This window comes from Streptomyces sp. V4I2 (assembly GCF_030817655.1).
Classification (GTDB): Bacteria; Actinomycetota; Actinomycetes; order Streptomycetales; family Streptomycetaceae; genus Streptomyces; species Streptomyces plumbiresistens.
In genome coordinates, this window is the sequence record NZ_JAUSZM010000003.1 from 6,214,498 (window position 1) to 6,233,233 (window position 18,736).

Annotated in this window: 15 protein-coding genes and 1 pseudogene; 10 read left to right on the forward strand and 6 right to left on the reverse strand. The window is 71.0% G+C overall.

Features of this window, described 5'->3' with window-relative positions; translation table 11 throughout:
• Window positions 1-215: 215 nt before the first annotated feature.
• Genes QFZ76_RS29470 through QFZ76_RS29485 form a run of 4 tightly spaced genes read left to right on the forward strand, consistent with a single transcriptional unit; the run spans window position 216 to window position 5,474 of the window.
• Complete coding sequence (locus tag QFZ76_RS29470) at window positions 216-983, forward strand: redox-sensing transcriptional repressor Rex (protein ID WP_307676544.1); 768 nt, start codon at window positions 216-218, stop codon at window positions 981-983.
• Window positions 980-2,776: a glutamyl-tRNA reductase gene (locus QFZ76_RS29475; RefSeq protein ID WP_307676545.1), complete on the forward strand. Its 1,797-nt coding sequence runs from the start codon at window positions 980-982 to the stop codon at window positions 2,774-2,776. The genes QFZ76_RS29470 and QFZ76_RS29475 overlap by 4 nt, the downstream gene beginning before the upstream one ends.
• Window positions 2,773-3,744: a hydroxymethylbilane synthase gene (gene hemC, locus QFZ76_RS29480; protein WP_307676546.1), complete on the forward strand. Its 972-nt coding sequence runs from the start codon at window positions 2,773-2,775 to the stop codon at window positions 3,742-3,744. The genes QFZ76_RS29475 and hemC overlap by 4 nt, the downstream gene beginning before the upstream one ends.
• Window positions 3,741-5,474: a bifunctional uroporphyrinogen-III C-methyltransferase/uroporphyrinogen-III synthase gene (locus tag QFZ76_RS29485; RefSeq protein WP_307676547.1), complete on the forward strand. Its 1,734-nt coding sequence runs from the start codon at window positions 3,741-3,743 to the stop codon at window positions 5,472-5,474. The genes hemC and QFZ76_RS29485 overlap by 4 nt, the downstream gene beginning before the upstream one ends.
• Before the next feature lie 94 nt (window positions 5,475-5,568).
• Here the strand turns inward: QFZ76_RS29485 and QFZ76_RS29490 are convergent, their stop codons facing one another.
• Window positions 5,569-6,993, reverse strand: coding sequence for an FAD-binding oxidoreductase (locus QFZ76_RS29490; RefSeq protein ID WP_307676548.1), 1,425 nt, complete (start codon window positions 6,991-6,993; stop codon window positions 5,569-5,571).
• A gap of 1,034 nt (window positions 6,994-8,027) precedes the next feature.
• On the opposite strand from QFZ76_RS29490, the gene hemB reads away from it, so the two are divergent.
• Both hemB and QFZ76_RS29500 read left to right on the forward strand, forming a co-directional pair.
• Window positions 8,028-9,020: a porphobilinogen synthase gene (gene hemB / locus QFZ76_RS29495; protein ID WP_307676549.1), complete on the forward strand. Its 993-nt coding sequence runs from the start codon at window positions 8,028-8,030 to the stop codon at window positions 9,018-9,020.
• 335 nt (window positions 9,021-9,355) lie between these two features.
• The gene (locus QFZ76_RS29500; RefSeq protein ID WP_307676550.1) at window positions 9,356-9,712 is read left to right on the forward strand and encodes a DUF805 domain-containing protein; all 357 of its coding nucleotides are present in this window, start codon (window positions 9,356-9,358) and stop codon (window positions 9,710-9,712) included.
• A 77-nt stretch (window positions 9,713-9,789) separates the two neighbouring features.
• Here QFZ76_RS29500 and QFZ76_RS29505 read toward each other — a convergent pair whose 3' ends face one another.
• A complete protein-coding gene (locus QFZ76_RS29505) occupies window positions 9,790-9,939 on the reverse strand; it encodes a hypothetical protein (protein ID WP_307676551.1) in 150 nt (49 codons plus the stop codon).
• Between the two features lie 257 nt (window positions 9,940-10,196).
• On the opposite strand from QFZ76_RS29505, the gene QFZ76_RS29510 reads away from it, so the two are divergent.
• The 3 genes from QFZ76_RS29510 (at window position 10,197) to QFZ76_RS29520 (ending at window position 13,379) form a co-directional block, all read left to right on the forward strand.
• Window positions 10,197-11,099 carry an SAM-dependent methyltransferase gene (locus QFZ76_RS29510; RefSeq protein ID WP_307676552.1) on the forward strand — a complete coding sequence of 301 codons (903 nt, stop codon included), beginning with the start codon at window positions 10,197-10,199 and terminating at the stop codon, window positions 11,097-11,099.
• A 144-nt stretch (window positions 11,100-11,243) separates the two neighbouring features.
• Complete coding sequence (locus QFZ76_RS29515) at window positions 11,244-12,461, forward strand: PLP-dependent aminotransferase family protein (RefSeq protein ID WP_307676553.1); 1,218 nt, start codon at window positions 11,244-11,246, stop codon at window positions 12,459-12,461.
• 72 nt (window positions 12,462-12,533) lie between these two features.
• The gene (locus QFZ76_RS29520) at window positions 12,534-13,379 is read left to right on the forward strand and encodes an arylamine N-acetyltransferase (RefSeq protein ID WP_307676554.1); all 846 of its coding nucleotides are present in this window, start codon (window positions 12,534-12,536) and stop codon (window positions 13,377-13,379) included.
• A 15-nt stretch (window positions 13,380-13,394) separates the two neighbouring features.
• Here the strand turns inward: QFZ76_RS29520 and QFZ76_RS29525 are convergent, their stop codons facing one another.
• From QFZ76_RS29525 to QFZ76_RS29535, 3 genes and pseudogenes are all read right to left on the reverse strand, one after another.
• Entirely contained in the window at window positions 13,395-14,243 is an 849-nt protein-coding gene (locus tag QFZ76_RS29525; protein ID WP_307680164.1) for a DUF4253 domain-containing protein, read from the reverse strand.
• 300 nt (window positions 14,244-14,543) lie between these two features.
• Window positions 14,544-15,203 (reverse strand): annotated as a pseudogene (locus QFZ76_RS29530) (helix-turn-helix domain-containing protein); the annotation flags it as partial.
• Complete coding sequence (locus tag QFZ76_RS29535; RefSeq protein ID WP_307676555.1) at window positions 15,200-16,003, reverse strand: peptidoglycan-binding protein; 804 nt, start codon at window positions 16,001-16,003, stop codon at window positions 15,200-15,202. The pseudogene QFZ76_RS29530 and the gene QFZ76_RS29535, both read right to left, overlap by 4 nt.
• A gap of 316 nt (window positions 16,004-16,319) precedes the next feature.
• On the opposite strand from QFZ76_RS29535, the gene QFZ76_RS29540 reads away from it, so the two are divergent.
• Window positions 16,320-16,769, forward strand: a complete 450-nt coding sequence (locus QFZ76_RS29540; RefSeq protein WP_307676556.1) for a peptidoglycan-binding protein — start codon at window positions 16,320-16,322, stop codon at window positions 16,767-16,769.
• Between the two features lie 63 nt (window positions 16,770-16,832).
• Here QFZ76_RS29540 and argS read toward each other — a convergent pair whose 3' ends face one another.
• Window positions 16,833-18,599: an arginine--tRNA ligase gene (gene argS, locus QFZ76_RS29545; protein WP_307676557.1), complete on the reverse strand. Its 1,767-nt coding sequence runs from the start codon at window positions 18,597-18,599 to the stop codon at window positions 16,833-16,835.
• Window positions 18,600-18,736: the final 137 nt, after the last annotated feature.

Consider the following 18,736-nt stretch of genomic DNA (forward strand, 5'->3'; position numbering starts at 1 on the left):
GAGAGTGTGCGGTTTTGCCCCCAAGAGAAGAGGAACGGTGGTGCGCATGCGCCGGTTCCGCACAGGTGCGCCGGGGGCGCGTGACCCCGGTCACGTTGGCCGGGCAAATCGGACACCATCTTTGTGCACGCGTTCACAAAGACATAGCCTGCTTTCGACGGGGCGGTCCGGGAACGTGTGACCGCCTGCAGCCCCGCTCTACCCGCAGGAGCACCGTGGCAACTGGCCGAACTCACCGACCGGCGACCCGTAGCCGAGGGATTCCCGAGGCCACCGTCGCCCGCCTTCCGCTGTACCTCCGCGCGCTGACCGCACTGTCGGAGCGCTCGGTACCCACGGTCTCCTCCGAGGAGCTCGCGGCCGCGGCGGGGGTCAACTCCGCGAAGCTGCGCAAGGACTTCTCTTACCTGGGTTCCTACGGAACGCGCGGTGTGGGCTACGACGTCGAGTATCTCGTCTACCAGATCTCCCGTGAGCTGGGCCTGACCCAGGACTGGCCGGTAGTGATCGTCGGTATCGGTAACCTCGGCGCCGCCCTCGCCAACTACGGCGGGTTCGCCTCGCGCGGATTCCGGGTCGCGGCGCTCATAGACGCCGACCCGGCGATGGCCGGAAAGCCGGTGGCCGGGATCCCCGTCCAGCACACCGACGAGCTCGAAAAGATCATCGACGACAACGGCGTGTCGATCGGGGTCATCGCCACGCCCGCCGGCGCCGCCCAGCAGGTCTGCGACCGGCTCGTGGCCGCCGGCGTCACCTCCATCCTGAACTTCGCGCCGACCGTGCTGTCCGTCCCGGACGGCGTCGACGTGCGCAAGGTCGACCTCTCCATCGAGCTGCAGATCCTCGCCTTTCACGAGCAGCGCAAGGCCGGCGAGGAGGCCGCCGCCGCGGCCGACGGCGAGGTCCCGCACACCGCCGCCCGCAAGCAGCCCGCCGACAAGGGTCCAGACGGGGACGTCCCCGCCGTGATGCCGGCATGAGTCTCCTCGTCGTCGGGCTGAGCCACCGCAGCGCCCCGGTCAGCGTGCTGGAGCGGGCCGCGCTGAACGCGGACGCGCAGCTCAAGCTGCTCCAGGACACCGTCGCCGCCGAGCCCGCCACCGAGGCCGCGGTGCTTGCGACCTGCAACCGCATCGAGCTGTACGCCGACGTGGACAAGTTCCACGCCGGTGTCGCCGAGCTGTCCACGCTGCTCGCCCAGCACAGCGGGGTGGGGCTGGACGAGCTCACTCCCTATCTGTACGTGCACTACGAGGACCGGGCCGTCCACCATCTCTTCTCGGTGGCGTGCGGGCTCGACTCCATGGTCGTCGGCGAGGGACAGATCCTCGGCCAGATCAAGGACTCCCTCGCCAAGGCACAGGACGTGCACTCCGCCGGGCGGCTGCTGAACGACCTGTTCCAGCAGGCCCTGCGCGTCGGCAAGCGTGCCCACTCCGAGACCGGTATCGACCGCGCCGGGCAGTCCCTGGTCACCTTCGGCCTGGAGCAGCTGTCCGCCTCGAACGCCGTCGAGCAGTGGGCCCGGGGCAAGAAGGCCCTGGTCATCGGCGCCGGGTCGATGTCCTCGCTGGCCGCGGCCACGCTCGCGCGTGCCGGGGTCGCCGAGATCGTCGTCGCCAACCGCACCCCTGATCGCGCCGAGCGGCTCGCCCAGATCCTGGCGGAGGGCGACGACACGGACGTGCTGGCCCGCGCGGTACCGATGGAATCGGTGCCGGTCGAGCTGACACGTGCCGATCTCGTCGTCTCCTGCACGGGGGCGACGGGGCTGGTCCTGACGGCCGAGGCGGTCGCCTCGGCGGTCGAGGGCCGTACCGGAGAGACCGCGGCGGACGGCGGGAGCGTTACGCCGTCGCCGACCGACGGTGGCTCCGGTCGTACGGCCGTGGCGGCCGCCGCGCGCGGCGAGCTTCCGCCCACCAGCCTGGGCGCCGAGGACGGCTGTCCGCTGGATCTGCCGGTCGCGCAGACCGCCGGGTTCTCCGTGCTCGGGGAGGCCGCCGTGGCCGGGATGGCCGCCGCCGACCTGGAACAGCACGCGGCCTGGGTGGACAACGGCGTCACGCGTCAGCAGAACGCCGCCCCGGCGGGTGCGCTCGGCGTGCTCGACCCGGCCGAGGAGGCGGACGCCATCGCGGCGCTCGCCGCCGCCGCGGCCGCCGTCGGCCGGGTGCCCGAGCGGCGCAAGCCCGAGCCCGTCGCCGAGATCCCGCGGCCCGAGCCGACCCTCTTCCTCCTCGACCTCGCCATGCCCCGCGACATCGACGCGGCCGTGCACCGGCTGGTCGGGGTACGGCTCGTGGACATCGAGTCGCTGGCGGGCGCCTCGGCCACCGGGCCTGATCAGCGGACTCCGTCCGCGGGTCCGATGGCGGCCGACGTCGACGAGGTCCGCCGTATCGTCGCCGACGAGGTCGCCGCCTTCGGGGCGGCGCTGCGGGCCGCGCACATCACGCCCACCGTGGTCGCGCTGCGGACGATGGCCGCCGATGTGGTCGCGAACGAGATCGCCCGGCTCGACGGGCGGCTGCCCGGCCTCGACGACAAGCACCGCGCCGAGATCACCCAGACCGTGAAGCGCGTCGTCGACAAGCTGCTGCACGCGCCGACCGTACGGGTCAAACAGCTCGCGGCCGAGCCCGGCGGCGCCGGGTACGCGGACGCGCTGCGGACCCTGTTCGACCTCGACCCCGAGACGGTGGCCGCCGTCTCCCGGGCCGATGGCGCCGACGAGGAACCTGAGAACAGCAAGAACCGAGGGCCGGCATGAGTAGCAAGGCATTGAGGCTCGGGACCAGGCGGAGCAAACTCGCCCTGGCCCAGTCCGGGCAGGTCGCGGACGCCGTGAGCCAGGTGACCGGACGGCCCGTCGAGCTCGTCGAGATCACCACCTACGGCGATGTCTCCCGCGAGCAGCTCGCGCAGATCGGCGGCACGGGCGTCTTCGTGACCGCGCTGCGGGAGGCGCTGCTGAAGGGGGAGGTCGACTTCGCGGTTCATTCGCTGAAGGACCTGCCCACCGGGCAGCCCGACCAGCTGGCGCTGGCCGCGATTCCGCTGCGCGAGGACCCGCGGGACGTCATCGTCGCCCGGGACGCGCTGAAGTTCACCGACCTGCCCCGCGGGGCGCGCATCGGTACGGGTTCGCCGCGGCGGATGGCCCAGCTGAACGCGTACGCGCGCAGCCACGGGCTGGACATCGAGACGGTTCCGATCCGCGGGAACGTGGATACGCGGATCGGGTTCGTGCGCGATGGTGAACTCGATGCGGTCGTGCTGGCCGCGGCCGGGCTCAATCGCATCGGGCGCGGTGACGAAGTGACCGACTTCCTGTCGGTCGACACGGTTTTGCCCGCCCCCGGCCAGGGGGCACTCGCGATCGAATGCAGGGCGGGGAACACCGCCCAGGATGCAGATCTGATCGCCGCGCTCGGTGAGCTCGACGACCCGCTCACGCGGGCCGCCGTGACCGCCGAACGGTCCCTGCTCGCCGCCCTGGAGGCCGGCTGCAGCGCCCCTGTGGGCGCGCTGGCCGACCTGCTGGCCGACGGGCAGATTGTCAAGGAAATGCGCCTGCGCGGCGTCGTCGGCACGACCGACGGCTCGCGGATGGTGCAGTTGTCCACCACCGGTCCCGTGCCCGAGACGTACGACCAGGCAATGACGCTCGGTCGCGAACTCGCTGCCGAGATGCTTGCCCAGGGCGCGGCCGGTCTGATGGGGGAGCAAGCACAGTGAGCCCCACCACTCTTCCCGCCGCCGGTTCGGAACACGGGCACGTCACCTTCCTTGGTGCCGGACCCGGGGATCCGGGACTGCTGACTCTTCGCGCCGTCGAGGCGCTGGCACATGCGGACGTCCTCGTCGCCGAGCACGAAGTGCTCGACGTCGTACGTGCGCACGCCAGGTCCGGTGTCGCCGTCGTGAACACGGATTCGGATCCGTCCGCGGATCTGTCCTCCGGTCCGGCTCAGGGTCCGACTCCGGGCGCAGGCGCGCCTCAACTAACGGTAGTTGACAGTGCGTCAACGACCGTGGGTGTCCCCGTCGTGCGGGATGCCGCACATCTTGTCATGGAGGCCGCGCGGGGCGGCAGGCGGGTCGTGCGTGCGGTGTCCGGGGATCCCGGACTCGACGCGTACGCCGCCGAGGAGATGCTGGCGTGCGCCGCCGCGGGGGTGCCTTTCGAGGTCGTTCCCGGGGTCGCGGCCGCCGTTGGCGTGCCTGCTTATGCGGGTGTGCCGTTGCGGGACGCCGAGGGTGCGGACGTTCGGTTCGTGGATGCGCGGACCGCTTCCGACCGGTGCTGGACGGAGGTGGGGGCTTCGGACGGGACGGTTGTCGTGTCGACGACCCTCGACTCCATGGCCGCGGCGGCCGGTGAGCTGGTGTCCGCCGGGCGCAAGCCCGATACGCCGTTGACGGTCACCGTCGCCGGTACGACCACGCGGCAGCGGACCTGGACCGCGACGCTGGGAACCATCGCCCAGACGCTGAAGCAGGCCAAGGTACTGCCGTCCCCCGAGGGCGCGCGGCCGGTGATAGCCGTGGTCGGTGAGCGGTCCGCCGCGGCTCAGCGCGAGCAGCTCTCGTGGTTCGAGTCCAAGCCGCTGTTCGGCTGGAAGGTGCTCGTGCCGCGGACCAAGGAGCAGGCGGCTTCGCTCTCCGACCAACTGCGGTCCTACGGGGCCGTGCCGCACGAGGTGCCGACGATCGCCGTCGAGCCGCCGCGGACGCCGCAGCAGATGGAGCGGGCGGTCAAGGGGCTGGTGACCGGGCGGTACGAGTGGATTGCTTTCACGAGCGTCAATGCCGTGAAGGCCGTTCGGGAGAAGTTCGAGGAGTACGGGCTCGATGCGCGCGCCTTCGCCGGCATCAAGGTCGCCGCGGTGGGGGAGCAGACCGCGAAGGCGCTGGTCGCGTTTGGTGTGAAGCCGGATCTGGTGCCTTCGGGGGAGCAGTCCGCCGCGGGGTTGCTGGAGGACTGGCCTCCCTACGACCCGGTGTTCGACCCGATCGACCGGGTGTTCCTGCCGCGTGCCGACATCGCCACGGAGACGCTGGTCGCCGGGCTGATCGAGCTCGGGTGGGAGGTCGACGACGTCACTGCCTACCGGACCGTGCGGGCGTCGCCGCCGCCGGCCGAGACGCGGGAGGCGATCAAGGGCGGTGGGTTCGACGCCGTGCTGTTCACCTCGTCGAGCACGGTGCGGAACCTGGTGGGTATCGCCGGTAAGCCGCACAACGTGACCGTCATCGCGTGTATCGGGCCTGCCACCGCCAAGACCGCCGAGGAGCATGGGCTTCGGGTGGATGTGATGGCTCCCGAGCCGTCCGTGCACAAGCTGGCCGAGGCGCTTGCCGACTTCGGGCTGCGGCGGAGAGCCGCGGCGCTGGAGGCCGGGGATCCGGTGACGCGGCCGAGTGAGCGGCGGCCGGGGGCTCGGCGGAGGCGTACGACGACCTGATCTGGTGCGGGTGCGGGTGCGGGTGTGCCGGTGCGGGTGCGGGTGTGCCGGTGCCCTGTGGGTGTGTGGGTGCTGGTGCTGGTGCTGGTGCTGGTCAGGCTGGGGTCACTGTGTGGCCGTAGCGGAGCAGGTTTTCGGGGTCGTACGTCGACTTCGCCTGTTGGAGATGGGCGTACACCTCCGGCGTCCAGGCTCGGGCTCGGTCCTCCTCGTTGCCCGGGGTGCCGTGGATGTTGACCATCGTGCGGCCCGTGCCGTACGGGGCCATGGCCGTTTGGAGGGCTGCCGTGGCCTGCTCTATGGCCTCGGCGGCCGGTGGGGCGGCCAGCACCGCCACCGTTTCCAGGAAGTACTCGGCGTCGCGGGCGCAGATCGCGTCCTCGACCGCCGCCGGGCGGGACAGGGCTCCGCCCATGTGGCGGATCTCCACCAGGAGGAGCGGGTAGTCCTGTGCGGCCGGGCCCGCCTGGTCCAGGAACGTGCGGACGGCGTCCGGGGTCAGGTCGTGGAGCAGAGCGCAGGATTCCCGGGCGGGGAGCGGGTCCTGGGGCTCCATGTAGATACGGTCGACTTCCGCGTAGTCCATCTCCTCGACCGTGTCGACGGACACGGGGGCCGCCTCGCGGATGGGGGCGATGAGGCGTTCGCCTTCTGCCGGGTCGCTCGTCCACGCGATCGCCACCCTGGCCCAGAAGCCGCCGCGCAGGGGTTCGGGGATCTGGGGGATCGGGGGGAGGCGCAGCAGGCTGAACGCGCTGCACATCTCGTTCGGGACGGTGTGTGTCCAGTCCGCCCATGCTCGGAGGAGGGCCTCGGTGTGCTCGCCGGGGGCGTAGATGCCGCCGCCGAGGAGGCGGGAGAAGGGCAGCAGGTCGAAGGTCACTTGCGTGACGATCCCTACGTTTCCCTTGCCGCCTCGTAGGGCCCAGAAGAGTTCGGGTTCGGTGTCCTTGGTCGCCTCGTGGAGGGCGCCGTCCGGGGTGACGACCTGGAAGGAGCGGACCAGGTCGGCGGCGTAGCCGTAGGCCCGGCCGAGGACGGGGAGGCCGCCGCCGAGGGTGTAGCCGACGACGCCTGCGTCTGTGGAGGTGCCGCTGAGGGCGGCGAGGCCGTGGGGGGCTGCGGCGTCGATGACGTGGCGCCATTTCGCGCCGGCTGATGCTGTGGCGGTGCGGGTGGTGGGGTCAATTTCTACGTCCGTCATGCGGGTGGTCGTGATCAGGAGGCCGCTGTCTATGGGGTAGTTGGCGCCGTGGCCGGTGGCCTGGACGGCTACGGGGGTGCGGGTGGCGGAGGCCCAGCGGAGGGCGGCGACTATGTCGTCGGCGCTGGTTGCTCCTATGACCACGTCGGGCGTGTGCAGGGCGGCCAGGTTGAAGCCGGTGACCTCGTCGGCGTAGCCGTCTTGGCCGGGGCGTAGGACCGGGCCCTTGATGTCGGAGAGGGCGAAGAGGTCGGGGGTGGGGTGGGTGGTGCGGTGGGTTGTGCGGTGGGGCGTGGTGCCGTGGGTGGCGGTCATCTCGTCCTCCTGGGGCGGGAGGCTTGTACTTTCAGCTTGGACTTGTGGTGTGCGTGGCGCATGTGGGGGCCGGGGGCGGGTGATGCCTGCGGCGGCCTGTGCGGGTGGGGTGGGGGTGCGCGTAGCGCCTTGCGTTGGGTGGTGGGTCGGGGCCGCGCCGGGGGTGTCCGTCCTCGGAACGGCGCGGAATCGGTCGGCCAGGGAGGTACCGGCGTTGACGCGCCAACCGCTGCGGGCGGACACCCCCCGACACGTCCCCTTCCCGCCGTACGCGACTGCGGGAGCGCCCACCTTCCGACCGACCACCTCTCGGGGCGACGCTCGTCTGTCGGCCAACCGAGTCGGGTGGCGGGTGGAGACCGTCCTCAGCCCCACCCACCCCTGGGGACGCAGCCCAGGTGTGAGGGCCATCTTTCGACCGGCCGAGCCGGGCGGTGAGTAGAGGCCATCCGCAGCCCCCACGCACCGGCTGAGGGCGCAGCCTCCGGGGTGACGCTCGCCTCCCGGCCAACCGAGCCAGGTGGCAGGTGGAGACCATCCCCAGCCCCCACCAACCCGCTGAGGACGCAGCCCCCGAACAAGCCCAGCCACCTCTCAACCACCTACCGAGACGTGCGGTGGGTAAAGCCATCCCCAGCTCTCACTCAGCTCTGGGGGCGTGGCCTTCGGGGTGGCGCTCGCCTCTCGGGCAACCGAGTCGGGCGGTGGGTGGAGATCATCTCCCCAGCCGCAACCCACCCTGGGGGGCGCGGCCTTCAGGGTGGCGCTCGCCTCTCGGCGACCGAGTCGGGTGGTGGGTGGAGACCGTCCCCAGCCCCACCCACCCGCTGAGGGCACAGCCCCAGAGGTGAGGCCTGCCTCTCGATCCACCGGGTCGGGTGGTGGGTGGGCATAGGTCGGGGGGTCTGGGGGCGGAGCCGACAGGGGCGCCCGCGCCCGTGCCGGGTGACTGGGAACTTGGGGTGAATGGTGACCGTCCGGGCGCCGACGGGGCGTCGGCAAAGGGGGTGCTGGGGCGGGCGTAGCGTAGGTGTATGACGACGTACGGATCCTTTCCCGGCACGCGGCCGCGGCGGCTGCGGACCACCCCCGTCATGCGGAGGATGGTCGCCGAGACGCGGCTGCACCCTGCCGACTTCATCCTTCCGGCCTTCGTACGCGAGGGCATTGCCCAGCCGGTGCCCATCGCGGCGATGCCGGGGGTGGTGCAGCACACCCGGGACACGTTGAAGAAGGCCGCCGCGGAGGCGGTCGCGGCGGGGGTCTCCGGGATCATGCTGTTCGGCGTGCCGGAGGAGTCGAAGAAGGATGCCGTGGGGACGCCCGGGACTGATCCGGACGGGATTCTGCAGGTCGCGATTCGTGATGTGCGGGCCGAGGTGGGCGATGAGTTGCTCGTCATGTCCGACCTGTGTCTCGATGAGACCATTGATCATGGGCACTGTGGGGTGCTCGACGCGGAAGGGCGGGTCGACAATGACGCCACCCTTGAGCGGTACGCCGAGATGGCGCAGGTCCAGGCCGACGCCGGGGCCCATGTGGTGGGTCCCAGCGGGATGATGGACGGGCAGATCGGGGTCGTCCGGGATGCCCTTGACCAGATCGGGCGGGAGGACGTGGCCGTCCTCGCGTACACCGCCAAGTACGCCTCCGCGTTCTACGGGCCCTTCCGGGAGGCCGTCGGGTCCTCGTTGAAGGGGGACCGGAAGACGTATCAGCAGGATCCGGCGAACGCGCGGGAGTCGCTGAGGGAGTTGGCGCTCGATCTCGAAGAGGGCGCCGACATGGTGATGGTGAAGCCGGCCGGGCCCTACCTGGACATTCTGGCCCGGGTGGCCGACTCCGTGGACGTGCCGGTCGCCGCCTATCAGATCTCCGGCGAGTACTCGATGATCGAGGCCGCCGCCGAGAAGGGCTGGATCGACCGGGACCGCGCGATTCTGGAGAGCCTCACCGGCATCAAGCGGGCCGGGGCGCGGAACATCCTCACCTACTGGGCCACCGAGGTCGCGCAGCGCCTGCTGTGAAGGCGGAGCGGGACGCGAACGGGGCGCTCCCGGGTGCCTACCGTACGCAACGGTTCGAACTCGGTCCGGCTACGGGCGGAACTCGGTCCGGGGAACGCAGGGGGTGTGAACCGTGGTGTTTCCGTGGCGTTTCCGGGTTTTCGTGGTGAGCTTCTGGGGGTCTGTCCGGAAAATGACCCTGGAGAGAGCGCTTGCTCCGCGGCGGGTGCTGGGTTCGGGCCTCGGAACTGGGCGGACGTAACGAATTGACGAGTTCCCGTCAGTGTCCATATCTTCTGCGCCTGGCCTGATCCGTTCGGAGGGGTCTTGGGTACGTCGATCCCTGGGGGGACACAATGAGCTGGTTCATCGAGGCGCTGAAGAAGTACGCGGTGTTCAACGGGCGTGCGCGTCGCAAGGAATACTGGATGTACACGCTGTTCGTGACCATCTTCTACATCGTGTTCGCGATCATCGCCGCGGTCACCAAGCAGCCGCTGATCGCGGTCGTCTTCTACCTCGCGATCCTGCTGCCGAGCCTCGCGGTCACCGTGCGCCGTCTGCACGACACCGGCCGCTCCGGCGCGTGGATCTTCATCGGGCTGGTTCCGCTCGTGGGCGCCATCGTGATGCTGGTCTTCCTGTGCGGCGACGGTGAGTCGGGCGCGAACAAGTTCGGTGCGAACCCGAAGGAAGCGCCGGTTCTCGTCTGACGGCGAGTTCCGACCCTGTGACGTGAGGCCGCCCGGCCGCTCTCCGGGCGGCCTTTCGCGTTGAGTGGGGCCGCCGGTCAGCGGGTGGAGTGCGCTGACGGGGACAGCGTCGACGGGCCCTCGTCGCGTACGCCCGTTCCGTCCTCGCAGCCCGTCAGCACGAGCGCGAGGAGCGTGAGGGCGGTGGCGGCGAGGAGGCGGCGGCGGTGGCGGGTTCGGGCGGACATGCTGGGCGGCCTCCGTGGTGGGTGGGGGGCGGTGGGAACAGCGTGCGGGGTGAGTGGTGGCGGTGCCATGGTTCGCGGGGGATTCGGGACGCCGGGGCCGTGGGATGTGGGCTGACCTGCGGGGACGCTGCTTCCCAGGGACGTGGCGCGGGACGTCGTACGGGCGGGTTCCGTGAAATGTGCCGGTGGGCACCATCAAGTGCCGCCGGGAGTTAGGTTGTTGACCGTTCCACCGCCGACTCTCCGAGGAGACGCCCATGTCCGGTGACGCCCTCAGCCAGGACCCCGCCGAGCTGAGAAGGAGGATCGACACCACCAAGGCGCACCCGGCCCGTGTCTACGACGTCTTCCTCGGCGGCAAGGACAACTACCCGATGGACCGCGCGGCCGCGGCCGCCGCCCTGACCGCCAATCCGCGCGGCTACCTCGACGTACGGCACAACCGCGACTTCATGCGCCGCGCCGTGACGCGGATGGCCACGGACCACGGCATCCGGCAGTTCCTTGACATCGGCACCGGGCTGCCGACAGCGGAGAACGTCCATCAGATCGCCCAGCGGGTCATCCCCGACTCGCGGGTCGTGTACGTGGACCACGACCCGGTCGTCCTCGCGCACGCGCGTGCGCTGCTGACGAGCGGGCCCGAGGGGCGTACGGACTACATCGACGCCGACATGCGCGAACCGGGCCAGATCCTCGAACAGGCCGCCAAGACCCTCGACTTCGACGAGCCGATCGCCCTGTGTCTGGTGGCGCTTCTGCACTTCGTCGAGGACGAGGAGGCCTACTCGGTCGTGCGCGGTCTGGTGGACGCGCTGCCCTCCGGCAGCCGGCTCGTGCTCACCCATCTCACCGACGAGATGCATCCGGAGCCGACCCGGGCGGTGCAACGGACGTACACCGAGCGCGGGTTCACCTTCGTGTTCCGGACCAAGGCCGAGGTGGAGCGGTTCTTCACCGAGACGCCGGGCGTCACGCTCGACGAGCCCGGTGTCGTCCCCGTCCATCAGTGGAAGCCGGATCCCGCGCCCGCTCCGCCGGCCATCGATCCGGAGGACTTCGAGAGGCTCGACGACATCGAGAAGATCCGCTACCGGGACATCAACGACGTGACGGACGACGACATCAATGTGTATGGGGCGACCGGGCTCAAGGCCTGACGGGCTGACGGGCTGACGGGCTGACGGGTTGGCGTGGGTGACCGTCCGGATGGCGGAAACCTGCTTGTAGGTGGCACTTATTTCCCTAGGCTGCGCGGCACTGTCTGTCCTGTTCTTCAGTCCGTCGCAGTCGAAGGAGCCGCCATGACCGTTGCCGAGGTCGATGTCGTTCCCGCGCCGCCGCTCGCCGCGCGGGCCCGGGCGGTCGGTGGGTCGGCCGTACGGGACATCCTCGCCGTCACCGCCCGGCCCGAGGTGATCAACTTCGCGGGCGGGCTGCCGGCGCCGGAGCTGTTCGACGTGGACGGGATCGCGGACGCCTTCCGGGCGGTGCTCGCGGAGGCGCCCGAGCGGGCGTTGCAGTACTCCACGACCGAGGGTGAGCCGGGGCTGCGGGGTGCGCTGGCCGGGCGGATGTCGGTGCGGGGGCTGCCCACCGAGGCCGACGACGTGCTGGTCACCACCGGTTCGCAGCAGGCGCTGTCCCTGCTCGCGACCGTGCTGGTGGAGCCCGGGGACACGGTTCTTGTCGAAAGTCCCTGTTATCTGGCGGCACTTCAGGCCTTCGGCTTCGCGGGCGCGCGGGTGGTGGCGGTGCCGGGGGACGGGGACGGGGACGGGCTGGATCCGGCGGCGCTGGAGGAACTGGTCGTGCGGGAGCGGCCCAAGCTGCTGTACACCGTGCCGACCTTCCAGAATCCGACGGGCCGTACGCTGCCGGCCGCGCGCCGGGCGGCGATCGCGTCCGTCGCCGCCCGGCGGGGGCTGTGGATCGTCGAGGACGATCCGTACGGGGAGCTGCGGTTCGAGGGCGAGCGGGTGCCGTGGATCGCCACGTACCCGGGCGCCGAGGACCGTACGGTCCTGCTCGGCTCCTTCTCCAAGGTCATGGCGCCGGGGCTGCGGCTGGGGTGGCTGCGGGCGCCGGGCGCGCTGCGGCGGGCCTGCGCGGTCGCCAAGCAGGCCGCCGACCTGCACACACCGACGGTCAACCAGCTCGCCGCGGCACGGTATCTGGCCGACCGGGACCTGGACGCCCACGTCCGGCGGGTCGCCGGGGTGTACCGGGAGCGGCGGGACGCGATGCTCGCGGGGCTGGCGGACGCGCTGCCGGAGGGGTCGGCCTGGAGCCGGCCCGAGGGCGGGATGTTCCTCTGGGCCCGGCTGCCGTCGTCGTACGACACGACCGAGCTGCTGGCGCGGGTGGTGCGGCAGGACGTGGCCTATGTGCCGGGGGCGCCCTTCTATGCCGGTGAGCCGGACCGGTCGACGCTGCGGCTGTGCTTCGTCACGCAGACGCCGGCGGAGATCGGGGAGGGGCTGCGGAGGCTGGGGGCCGGATTCGGGCTTCCGGGGGACTAGGTCCAAAGGCGGGGGAACGGCTACTGCTGTGGATCGCTGACGTGGGCTGAGCGGTGTGCATACGGTGAGGGCATGGCCGATGACACTGGGGAGTTCGACCTTGACGCGTATCTCGGGCGGATCGGGTGGGAGGGGGAGCGGCGGGCCGACGCGGCGACGCTGAGGGGGGTGCATCTCGCGCACATGCGGGGCATCCCGTTCGAGAACCTGGATGCCCTGCGGCGCCTGGCGCCCTCACTCGAACCCGCCGACCTCATGACCAAGTTGGTCCACAGCCGGCGCGGCGGCTACTGCTACGAGCACAACACGCTGTTCTCGCTGGCCCTTGAGGCACTGGGCTTCCGGGTGGTGACCCGGCTGGCCGCCCGCGTCGTCGTGGGGGCGGACCGTAGGGAGAGTCGGCCGCGTACGCACATGGCTCTGCTCGTGGAGGTGCCGGGGGAGCGGGCGCCGTATCTGGCCGACGTCGGGTTCGGGGCCATCGGGGCGTTGCTGGAGCCCATGCCGTTGGTGGTGGGTGCCGAGGTCCGGGACGCGGAGCGGCGGCATCGGCTCGTGCACGTGGCGCACCGGGGGCCGTTGGAGATGTGGGTGCTCGAGGCGTACGAGGAGAAGGCCGCGTCCTGGGCGGAGCAGTACGCGTTCACCCTGGAGCCGTTCGAGGCGCCCGACTTCGAGGTCATCAACTGGCACATCGGGACCAACCCGCGCTCGCCCTTCACCCAACAGCTGTACGTGCAGCGGGTTTCCGCCGAACGCCACCTCCTTCTCCACGGCCGCCTCCTCACCGAGACGCTGGTCGACGGCACGGTGAGCGAGCGGGAGGTCATGGAGGAGGCGGAGGCGCGTCGGCTGCTGGAGGCGGAGTTCGGGGTGGTGGCTCCGGAGGGGATGACGCTGCTGACCCCGCCGGAGTGAGGGGGCGGTGGCCGGTCAGTCCCACCAGAAGGACCAGCGGCGCTGACCGATGAGGTCCTTGGCGTAGGAGACCAGGTCGCCGGGGCCCGTCTGCCAGATGGCGTCCGGGCAGAACGCGAGGTGCTCGGCGGCGATCGCCTCCGCCTCGGCGGGAGTGGTGGGAGGGGCGGCGACGGACACCAGCAGGTCGCTGGAGGTCAGCGCCACCACCCGTATCCCGAAGCGATCCTCCCAGGACCGCAGGACAGCGCAGAGACGGGCCACGTCGTTGTCGTGGTTCAGCGGGCCGGTCCAGCCGATCGCCGCCGGGATGTCGGCGGAGCGGCGGGTCGGCACCAGGGCGAGACTCGGGTGGTGGAAGGCGTCGGCCCCGCCGTCGCACACCAGGTCGGCGACCTCGGCCGCCCGCATGTCCGGATCGGGGTCGGGCGGGCCGGCGTCCGGGGAACCGGCGTCCGGGGAACCGGCGTCCGGGGAACCGGCGGAGGACAGCCCCGGCCAGTCCGGTCCGGGTGCACCCTCCTCGTACTCCGCCTCGTACACCTCCTGGTGCTCCTCCCAGAACTCCGCGAGCACCTCCTCGGCGTCGTGGTCCCCGGGATACGACATCAGCTCGGGCCGCAGTGCCCAGCTCTCCGGGCCGCCGCCATGGACGCCTTCCGTGTCCACGAGCACCGGCAGCAGGCCGGCCCGCGCGGCGGGTGCCGCCAGCGCCGACCAGTCGCCGGGGGACGCGGGCCGGTCGGCGTACCAGAGCAGCGGTTCGTGCCAGGGGCCGTCGGGTGTCTCGTCGACCAGGCGTCCGGGCGGGAGGGGGAGACCGAGGGTCGCAAGTCTCGGCAGGGGGTTGGGAAGTGTCGCCATGCCGGTGACTTTAGGGGGAGCCACTGACAACGGCGGCGGCCGCCCCGACTGGTCCACGCTGCCGTCGAAACACTCCCGCCTGCCACCCGCCGCCGGTTGGAAACAGGCCTCGACGACGGCTCCGGGACGGGTCACGGCCATGGGGGTATAGACGTAGGCCTCCGCGTCTACGTCGTCCTCGACCTCGGCGCTGCGGACACGACCGTCACCATCTCCGAGACCGTCACGACCGCCGAGATCGTCACGGCCGTCACGGCCGCTCACCGTCATCTCGATCCGGTCGCCGATCCGTGTGCCCCACATCCGCGCCCAGCTGGTCCCGCACTCCTCGCTGTGGCGCAGTTCCAGCCAGGCACCGGTGGCCGTGCGGTGGGAGGCGAGGGTGTCCGGGCCGGTGCCGCACTTCATGTGCATCGGGCTCTTGCCCTCGCAGGCGGCTCCCCGGCAGCGCGGCCCGGTGGCGGACGGGGACGCCGACGACCGGGATCCGACATCCTGGTCCGGCAGCAGGAAGAGGGCCACCGCCACGCCCCCGACGGCCACGGCGGACACCGACGCGAGGACCGCCACGGCTGCCAGACCCTTGTGACCGGCACGCGTCACCTCCTGCGGAGGCGGAGCTGGAGGTGGAGCTGGAGGTGGCGGCGGCGCCGGGGTCGGGGACGGCTTCGGCTCCCGCGACCGCTCCTCCGTACGCGGCTCTCCCGTCCCGCGCCCGCGCCATTCCGACTCCGCGATCTCCCACAGCGCCAGACACCGTCCGTCCGGTGCGCCGGCGAGCCGGCACAGCTCCCGCACCGCCTCGCGCGGCGGCAGCGTCTTGCCGTTGAGATAGCGCTCCCAGGACGACTTGCTGAACAGGGTCTTCGAGGCGAGGCCCGCCATGCTCAGGCCGGTCTGCTCCTTCACCTCCCGCAGCGCAGCGGCCAGTCGGGCGCATTCGGGCGACGGCGTCGTCATCCCCGCAGGACCTCCCACGTGTGCGGTCCGACGATGCCGTCCACGACCAGCCCCTCCCGCTGCTGCACGCGCTTGACCGCACGTTCCGTATGCGGACCGAAGATCCCGTCGACGACCCCCGGCGACACGCCCGCCCTGCGCAGCAGACACTGCGCCTCGGCCACCTCCGGCCCGGCGTGGCCGTCCGCCAGGATGGCGTCCCGGGTGCGGCTGATGCCCGCGTACCAGCGGCCGTCGCTCCGCTCCGGGTGGCAGGTGTACGTGGGTGCCGCCGCCGGCGACCGGGGTGCCGACGCGGCGGACGAGGCGGACGAGGCGAGAGGGGACGCCGCCAATTCGCCGTCGCCGCCGCCGTTGAGCCGTACCAGCAGGAGGACCGCCGCGGAGACGGCCAGTACCAGAGCCGCCGTCCCCGCCACGAGAGCGATACGCAGCGAACGGCTGGGAAACGGTGCGCTTTCGGCCCTCGCCGACCGGATGTCCGGCTCGGCCGCGACCGCCTCCGGCGCGGACGCGCCTCCGCCTTCGCGCGCGTTCCCCCACGCCTCGGCGGCGACTTCGTGCAACGCGAGCAGCCGGGTCGGATCGTCACCGCCGATCCGGGCCATCGCCTCCACGGCCTCCGAGGGAGGAAGCGATCTGCCGCCCAGATAGCGTTCCCACGACTTCGGGCTGTACCCCGTCTTCGCCGCCAGTTGCCGCAGGCTCAGCCCGCTGTGATCCTTCAGCCGGCGCAACTGCACGGCCAACTGCCGGACACGCGGATCCAGTTCTGCGGGCAGCGCTTTCCAACGCGACATGTCTCCCCCACTCGCGTTCCCGGTCCGTGCTCAGTGGCCGTGGTCAGCGGCCCCTGCGCCCGGCGCATTCTGCATCACCATCCACGGCCCGCACCGGAGCGTGGTTCCCGCGCGGGTACGGAATCGGCCACCGCCCGCCGCAGCCGTCCCGCCGGACCGTCCCGGCGGACGGCGTCCCAGCAGGTCAGCGGGCGGGGCGTCCCGCGAGGGCGTCAGTTCTGCGGCAACTGTGGCAGGCGTTGCCGTCCACTGAGCACTCTCGTGTTGCCAGACCGGCGGCACGTCAGGTGCCGTCCCACGACCCCAAGGGGGAAACATGCGACCGAACGTGTTGACGAGGACCGCCATCAGCCTCACCGCCGTCGTCGGACTCGCGGCCGGAACGGTGGCGGCCGCGGGCACCAGCTTCGCGGCGCCGGACGCGAAGCCGGCCGTGAGCTCCGAGGTCTCCGTCCTCGCGGTGAACAACCTTGGCCTGAACACGGCTCGGGCCCAGCGCTGGCAGTGCTGGCTGCGCGACACGGGTTACAACCCCGGCACGATCGACGGGCAGCTGGGCACCAACAGCTGGAAGGCGGCGCAGAGGAAGTTCAACGACCTGGACCTCAACGCCGGCACTGTCGACGGAGTCGTCGGCACCAACACGATCAAGGCGCTGCAGCGCTACCTGAACATCTTCGACTACAACCTTGCCGTCGACGGGGTCGCCGGACCGGCGACCAGGGCCGCGTTCTGGGACTTCAACGAGATCAACTACTGCGCCTGAGCGGACGCCGCGGCCCGTCCTCCCACGGGGGAGAGGACGGGCCGCACGCGTCTCTTCGGGCGCTCAGAGGCGCTCGGGCGTCCGGATTCCCAGCAGGGCCATGCCCCGGTGCAGGGTCCGGGCCGTGATGTCGCAGAGGAACAGGCGGTTCTCCACGTGCTGCGGCGTCTCGGCCTTCAGGACCGGGCACTTGTCGTAGAAGGTCGTGTACAGCGACGCCAGCTGGTAGAGGTAGGCCGCCAGTTTGTGCGGGGCGTACTCCGTCGCCGCTTCGGCCGCCGTCTCCGCGAACGCGTCCACGTGCAGGCCCAACGCCCGCTCCGCCTCGGCCAGTTCGAGCTCCGGGTGGGCGGACGGACGTACGTCCCCGGCCTTGCGCAGGATCGACCGGATACGGGCGTACGCGTACTGGAGGTACACGGACGTGTCGCCGTTCAGCGAGACCATCTGGTCCAGGTCGAACTTGTAGTCCCGGTTGGCCGACGTCGACAGGTCCGCGTACTTCACCGCGCCGACGCCGACCTGGGTGCCGCGCTCGGCGATGTCCGCCTCGGACAACTGGCCCAGCGTGTCCTTCTCCCGGACGACCGCCGTCGCCCGCTCGATCGCCTCGTCCAGGAGGTCGACCAGCTTGACCGTCTCGCCCTCACGGGTCTTGAACGGCTTGCCGTCCTTGCCGAGCACGGTGCCGAAGGCCAGCTGGTGCGCCTTGACGTCGTCGCCGAGCCAGCCCGCCCGGCGAGCCGTCTCGAAGACCATCTTGAAGTGCAGTGACTGGCGGGCGTCGACCACGTAGACCAGGGTGTTCGCCTTCAGGTTGAAGACGCGGTCGCGGATGGCGGACAGGTCCGTCGCCGCGTAGCCGTAGCCGCCGTCCGACTTCTGCACGATCAGCGGGACCGGGTTGCCGTCCGGGCCCTTGACGTCGTCGAAGAAGACGCAGAGGGCGCCCTCGGAGCGGACCGCGACGCCGGACTCCTCCAGGAGGCGGCAGGTCTCGGCGAGCATGTCGTTGTAGCCGGACTCACCGACGATGTCCGGGTCCCGGACCTCCATGTCCAGTTTCTCGAAGACGGAGAAGAAGTAGATCTTCGACTCGTCCACGAACTTCTGCCAGACGGCGAGGGTGTGCGGGTCCCCGGCCTGGAGGTCGACCACCCTGCGGCGGGCCCTGGTCTTGAACTCCTCGTCGGAGTCGAAGTGCTTGCGCGCGGCCTTGTAGAGACGGTCGAGGTTGGACATCGCCTCCTCGCCGCTGACCTGCGCGTCTTTGTGGTCCAGCTCGTGGGGGTGCTCGTCCAGGTACTGGATGAGCATGCCGAACTGGGTGCCCCAGTCGCCGATGTGGTGCCTGCGCACCACCGTCTCGCCGGTGAACTCCAGCAGTTGGACCACCGCGTCGCCGATCACCGCCGAGCGCAGGTGGCCGACGTGCATCTCCTTCGCCACGTTCGGCTGGGCGTAGTCGACGACCGTCGTGCCCGGGTTCTCGGCGAAGGGGACCCCGAGACGGTCGGGGTCGGCGTACCGCGCGGCCAGGTTCTCGGTGATCGCGCTGTCCGCGAGCGTGATGTTCAGGAAGCCGGGGCCCGAGACCTCGATGTCCTTGATCACGTCACCGGTGACCACCCCGGCAACGACCTGCGTCGCCAACTCCCGCGGGTTCGCCTTCGCCTTCTTCGCGAGGGCCAGGATCCCGTTGGCCTGGAAGTCCGCCCGGTCGCTTCGGCGCAGCAGCGGGTCGACTCCGTCGGCTTCCGCGAGGGCGGAAGAGAAGGCGTCGGCGAGGCGCTGTTGGACGAGATCGGTGAGGGACGTGACCGGGGCCATGGGGTGGGAGCCGTTCTCCTCGTGGGCTTGATGGACGTGGCCAGTATCCCATGGGGAGCAAAGCGGTTATTGCGGAGAGCCCGGGTGGTGGCGGTGGGTGTGAAAAGGCGTTTTCGTGGTTGCCGCCCGAGCTGGGA

Bases quoted from the DNA above. Each gene is read 5' to 3' on its own strand.
- QFZ76_RS29520 (WP_307676554.1), top strand. From the start codon at position 12,534: ATGGCCGATGACACTGGGGAGTTCGACCTTGACGCGTATCTCGGGCGG.
- QFZ76_RS29475 (WP_307676545.1), top strand. From the start codon at position 980: ATGAGTCTCCTCGTCGTCGGGCTGAGCCACCGCAGCGCCCCGGTCAGC.
- QFZ76_RS29540 (WP_307676556.1), top strand. From the start codon at position 16,320: ATGCGACCGAACGTGTTGACGAGGACCGCCATCAGCCTCACCGCCGTC.
- QFZ76_RS29515 (WP_307676553.1), top strand. From the start codon at position 11,244: ATGACCGTTGCCGAGGTCGATGTCGTTCCCGCGCCGCCGCTCGCCGCG.
- QFZ76_RS29505 (WP_307676551.1), bottom strand. From the start codon at position 9,939: ATGTCCGCCCGAACCCGCCACCGCCGCCGCCTCCTCGCCGCCACCGCC.
- QFZ76_RS29510 (WP_307676552.1), top strand. From the start codon at position 10,197: ATGTCCGGTGACGCCCTCAGCCAGGACCCCGCCGAGCTGAGAAGGAGG.
- QFZ76_RS29535 (WP_307676555.1), bottom strand. From the start codon at position 16,003: ATGTCGCGTTGGAAAGCGCTGCCCGCAGAACTGGATCCGCGTGTCCGG.
- QFZ76_RS29525 (WP_307680164.1), bottom strand. From the start codon at position 14,243: ATGGCGACACTTCCCAACCCCCTGCCGAGACTTGCGACCCTCGGTCTC.
- hemB (WP_307676549.1), top strand. From the start codon at position 8,028: ATGACGACGTACGGATCCTTTCCCGGCACGCGGCCGCGGCGGCTGCGG.
- hemC (WP_307676546.1), top strand. From the start codon at position 2,773: ATGAGTAGCAAGGCATTGAGGCTCGGGACCAGGCGGAGCAAACTCGCC.
- QFZ76_RS29490 (WP_307676548.1), bottom strand. From the start codon at position 6,993: ATGACCGCCACCCACGGCACCACGCCCCACCGCACAACCCACCGCACC.
- QFZ76_RS29500 (WP_307676550.1), top strand. From the start codon at position 9,356: ATGAGCTGGTTCATCGAGGCGCTGAAGAAGTACGCGGTGTTCAACGGG.
- argS (WP_307676557.1), bottom strand. From the start codon at position 18,599: ATGGCCCCGGTCACGTCCCTCACCGATCTCGTCCAACAGCGCCTCGCC.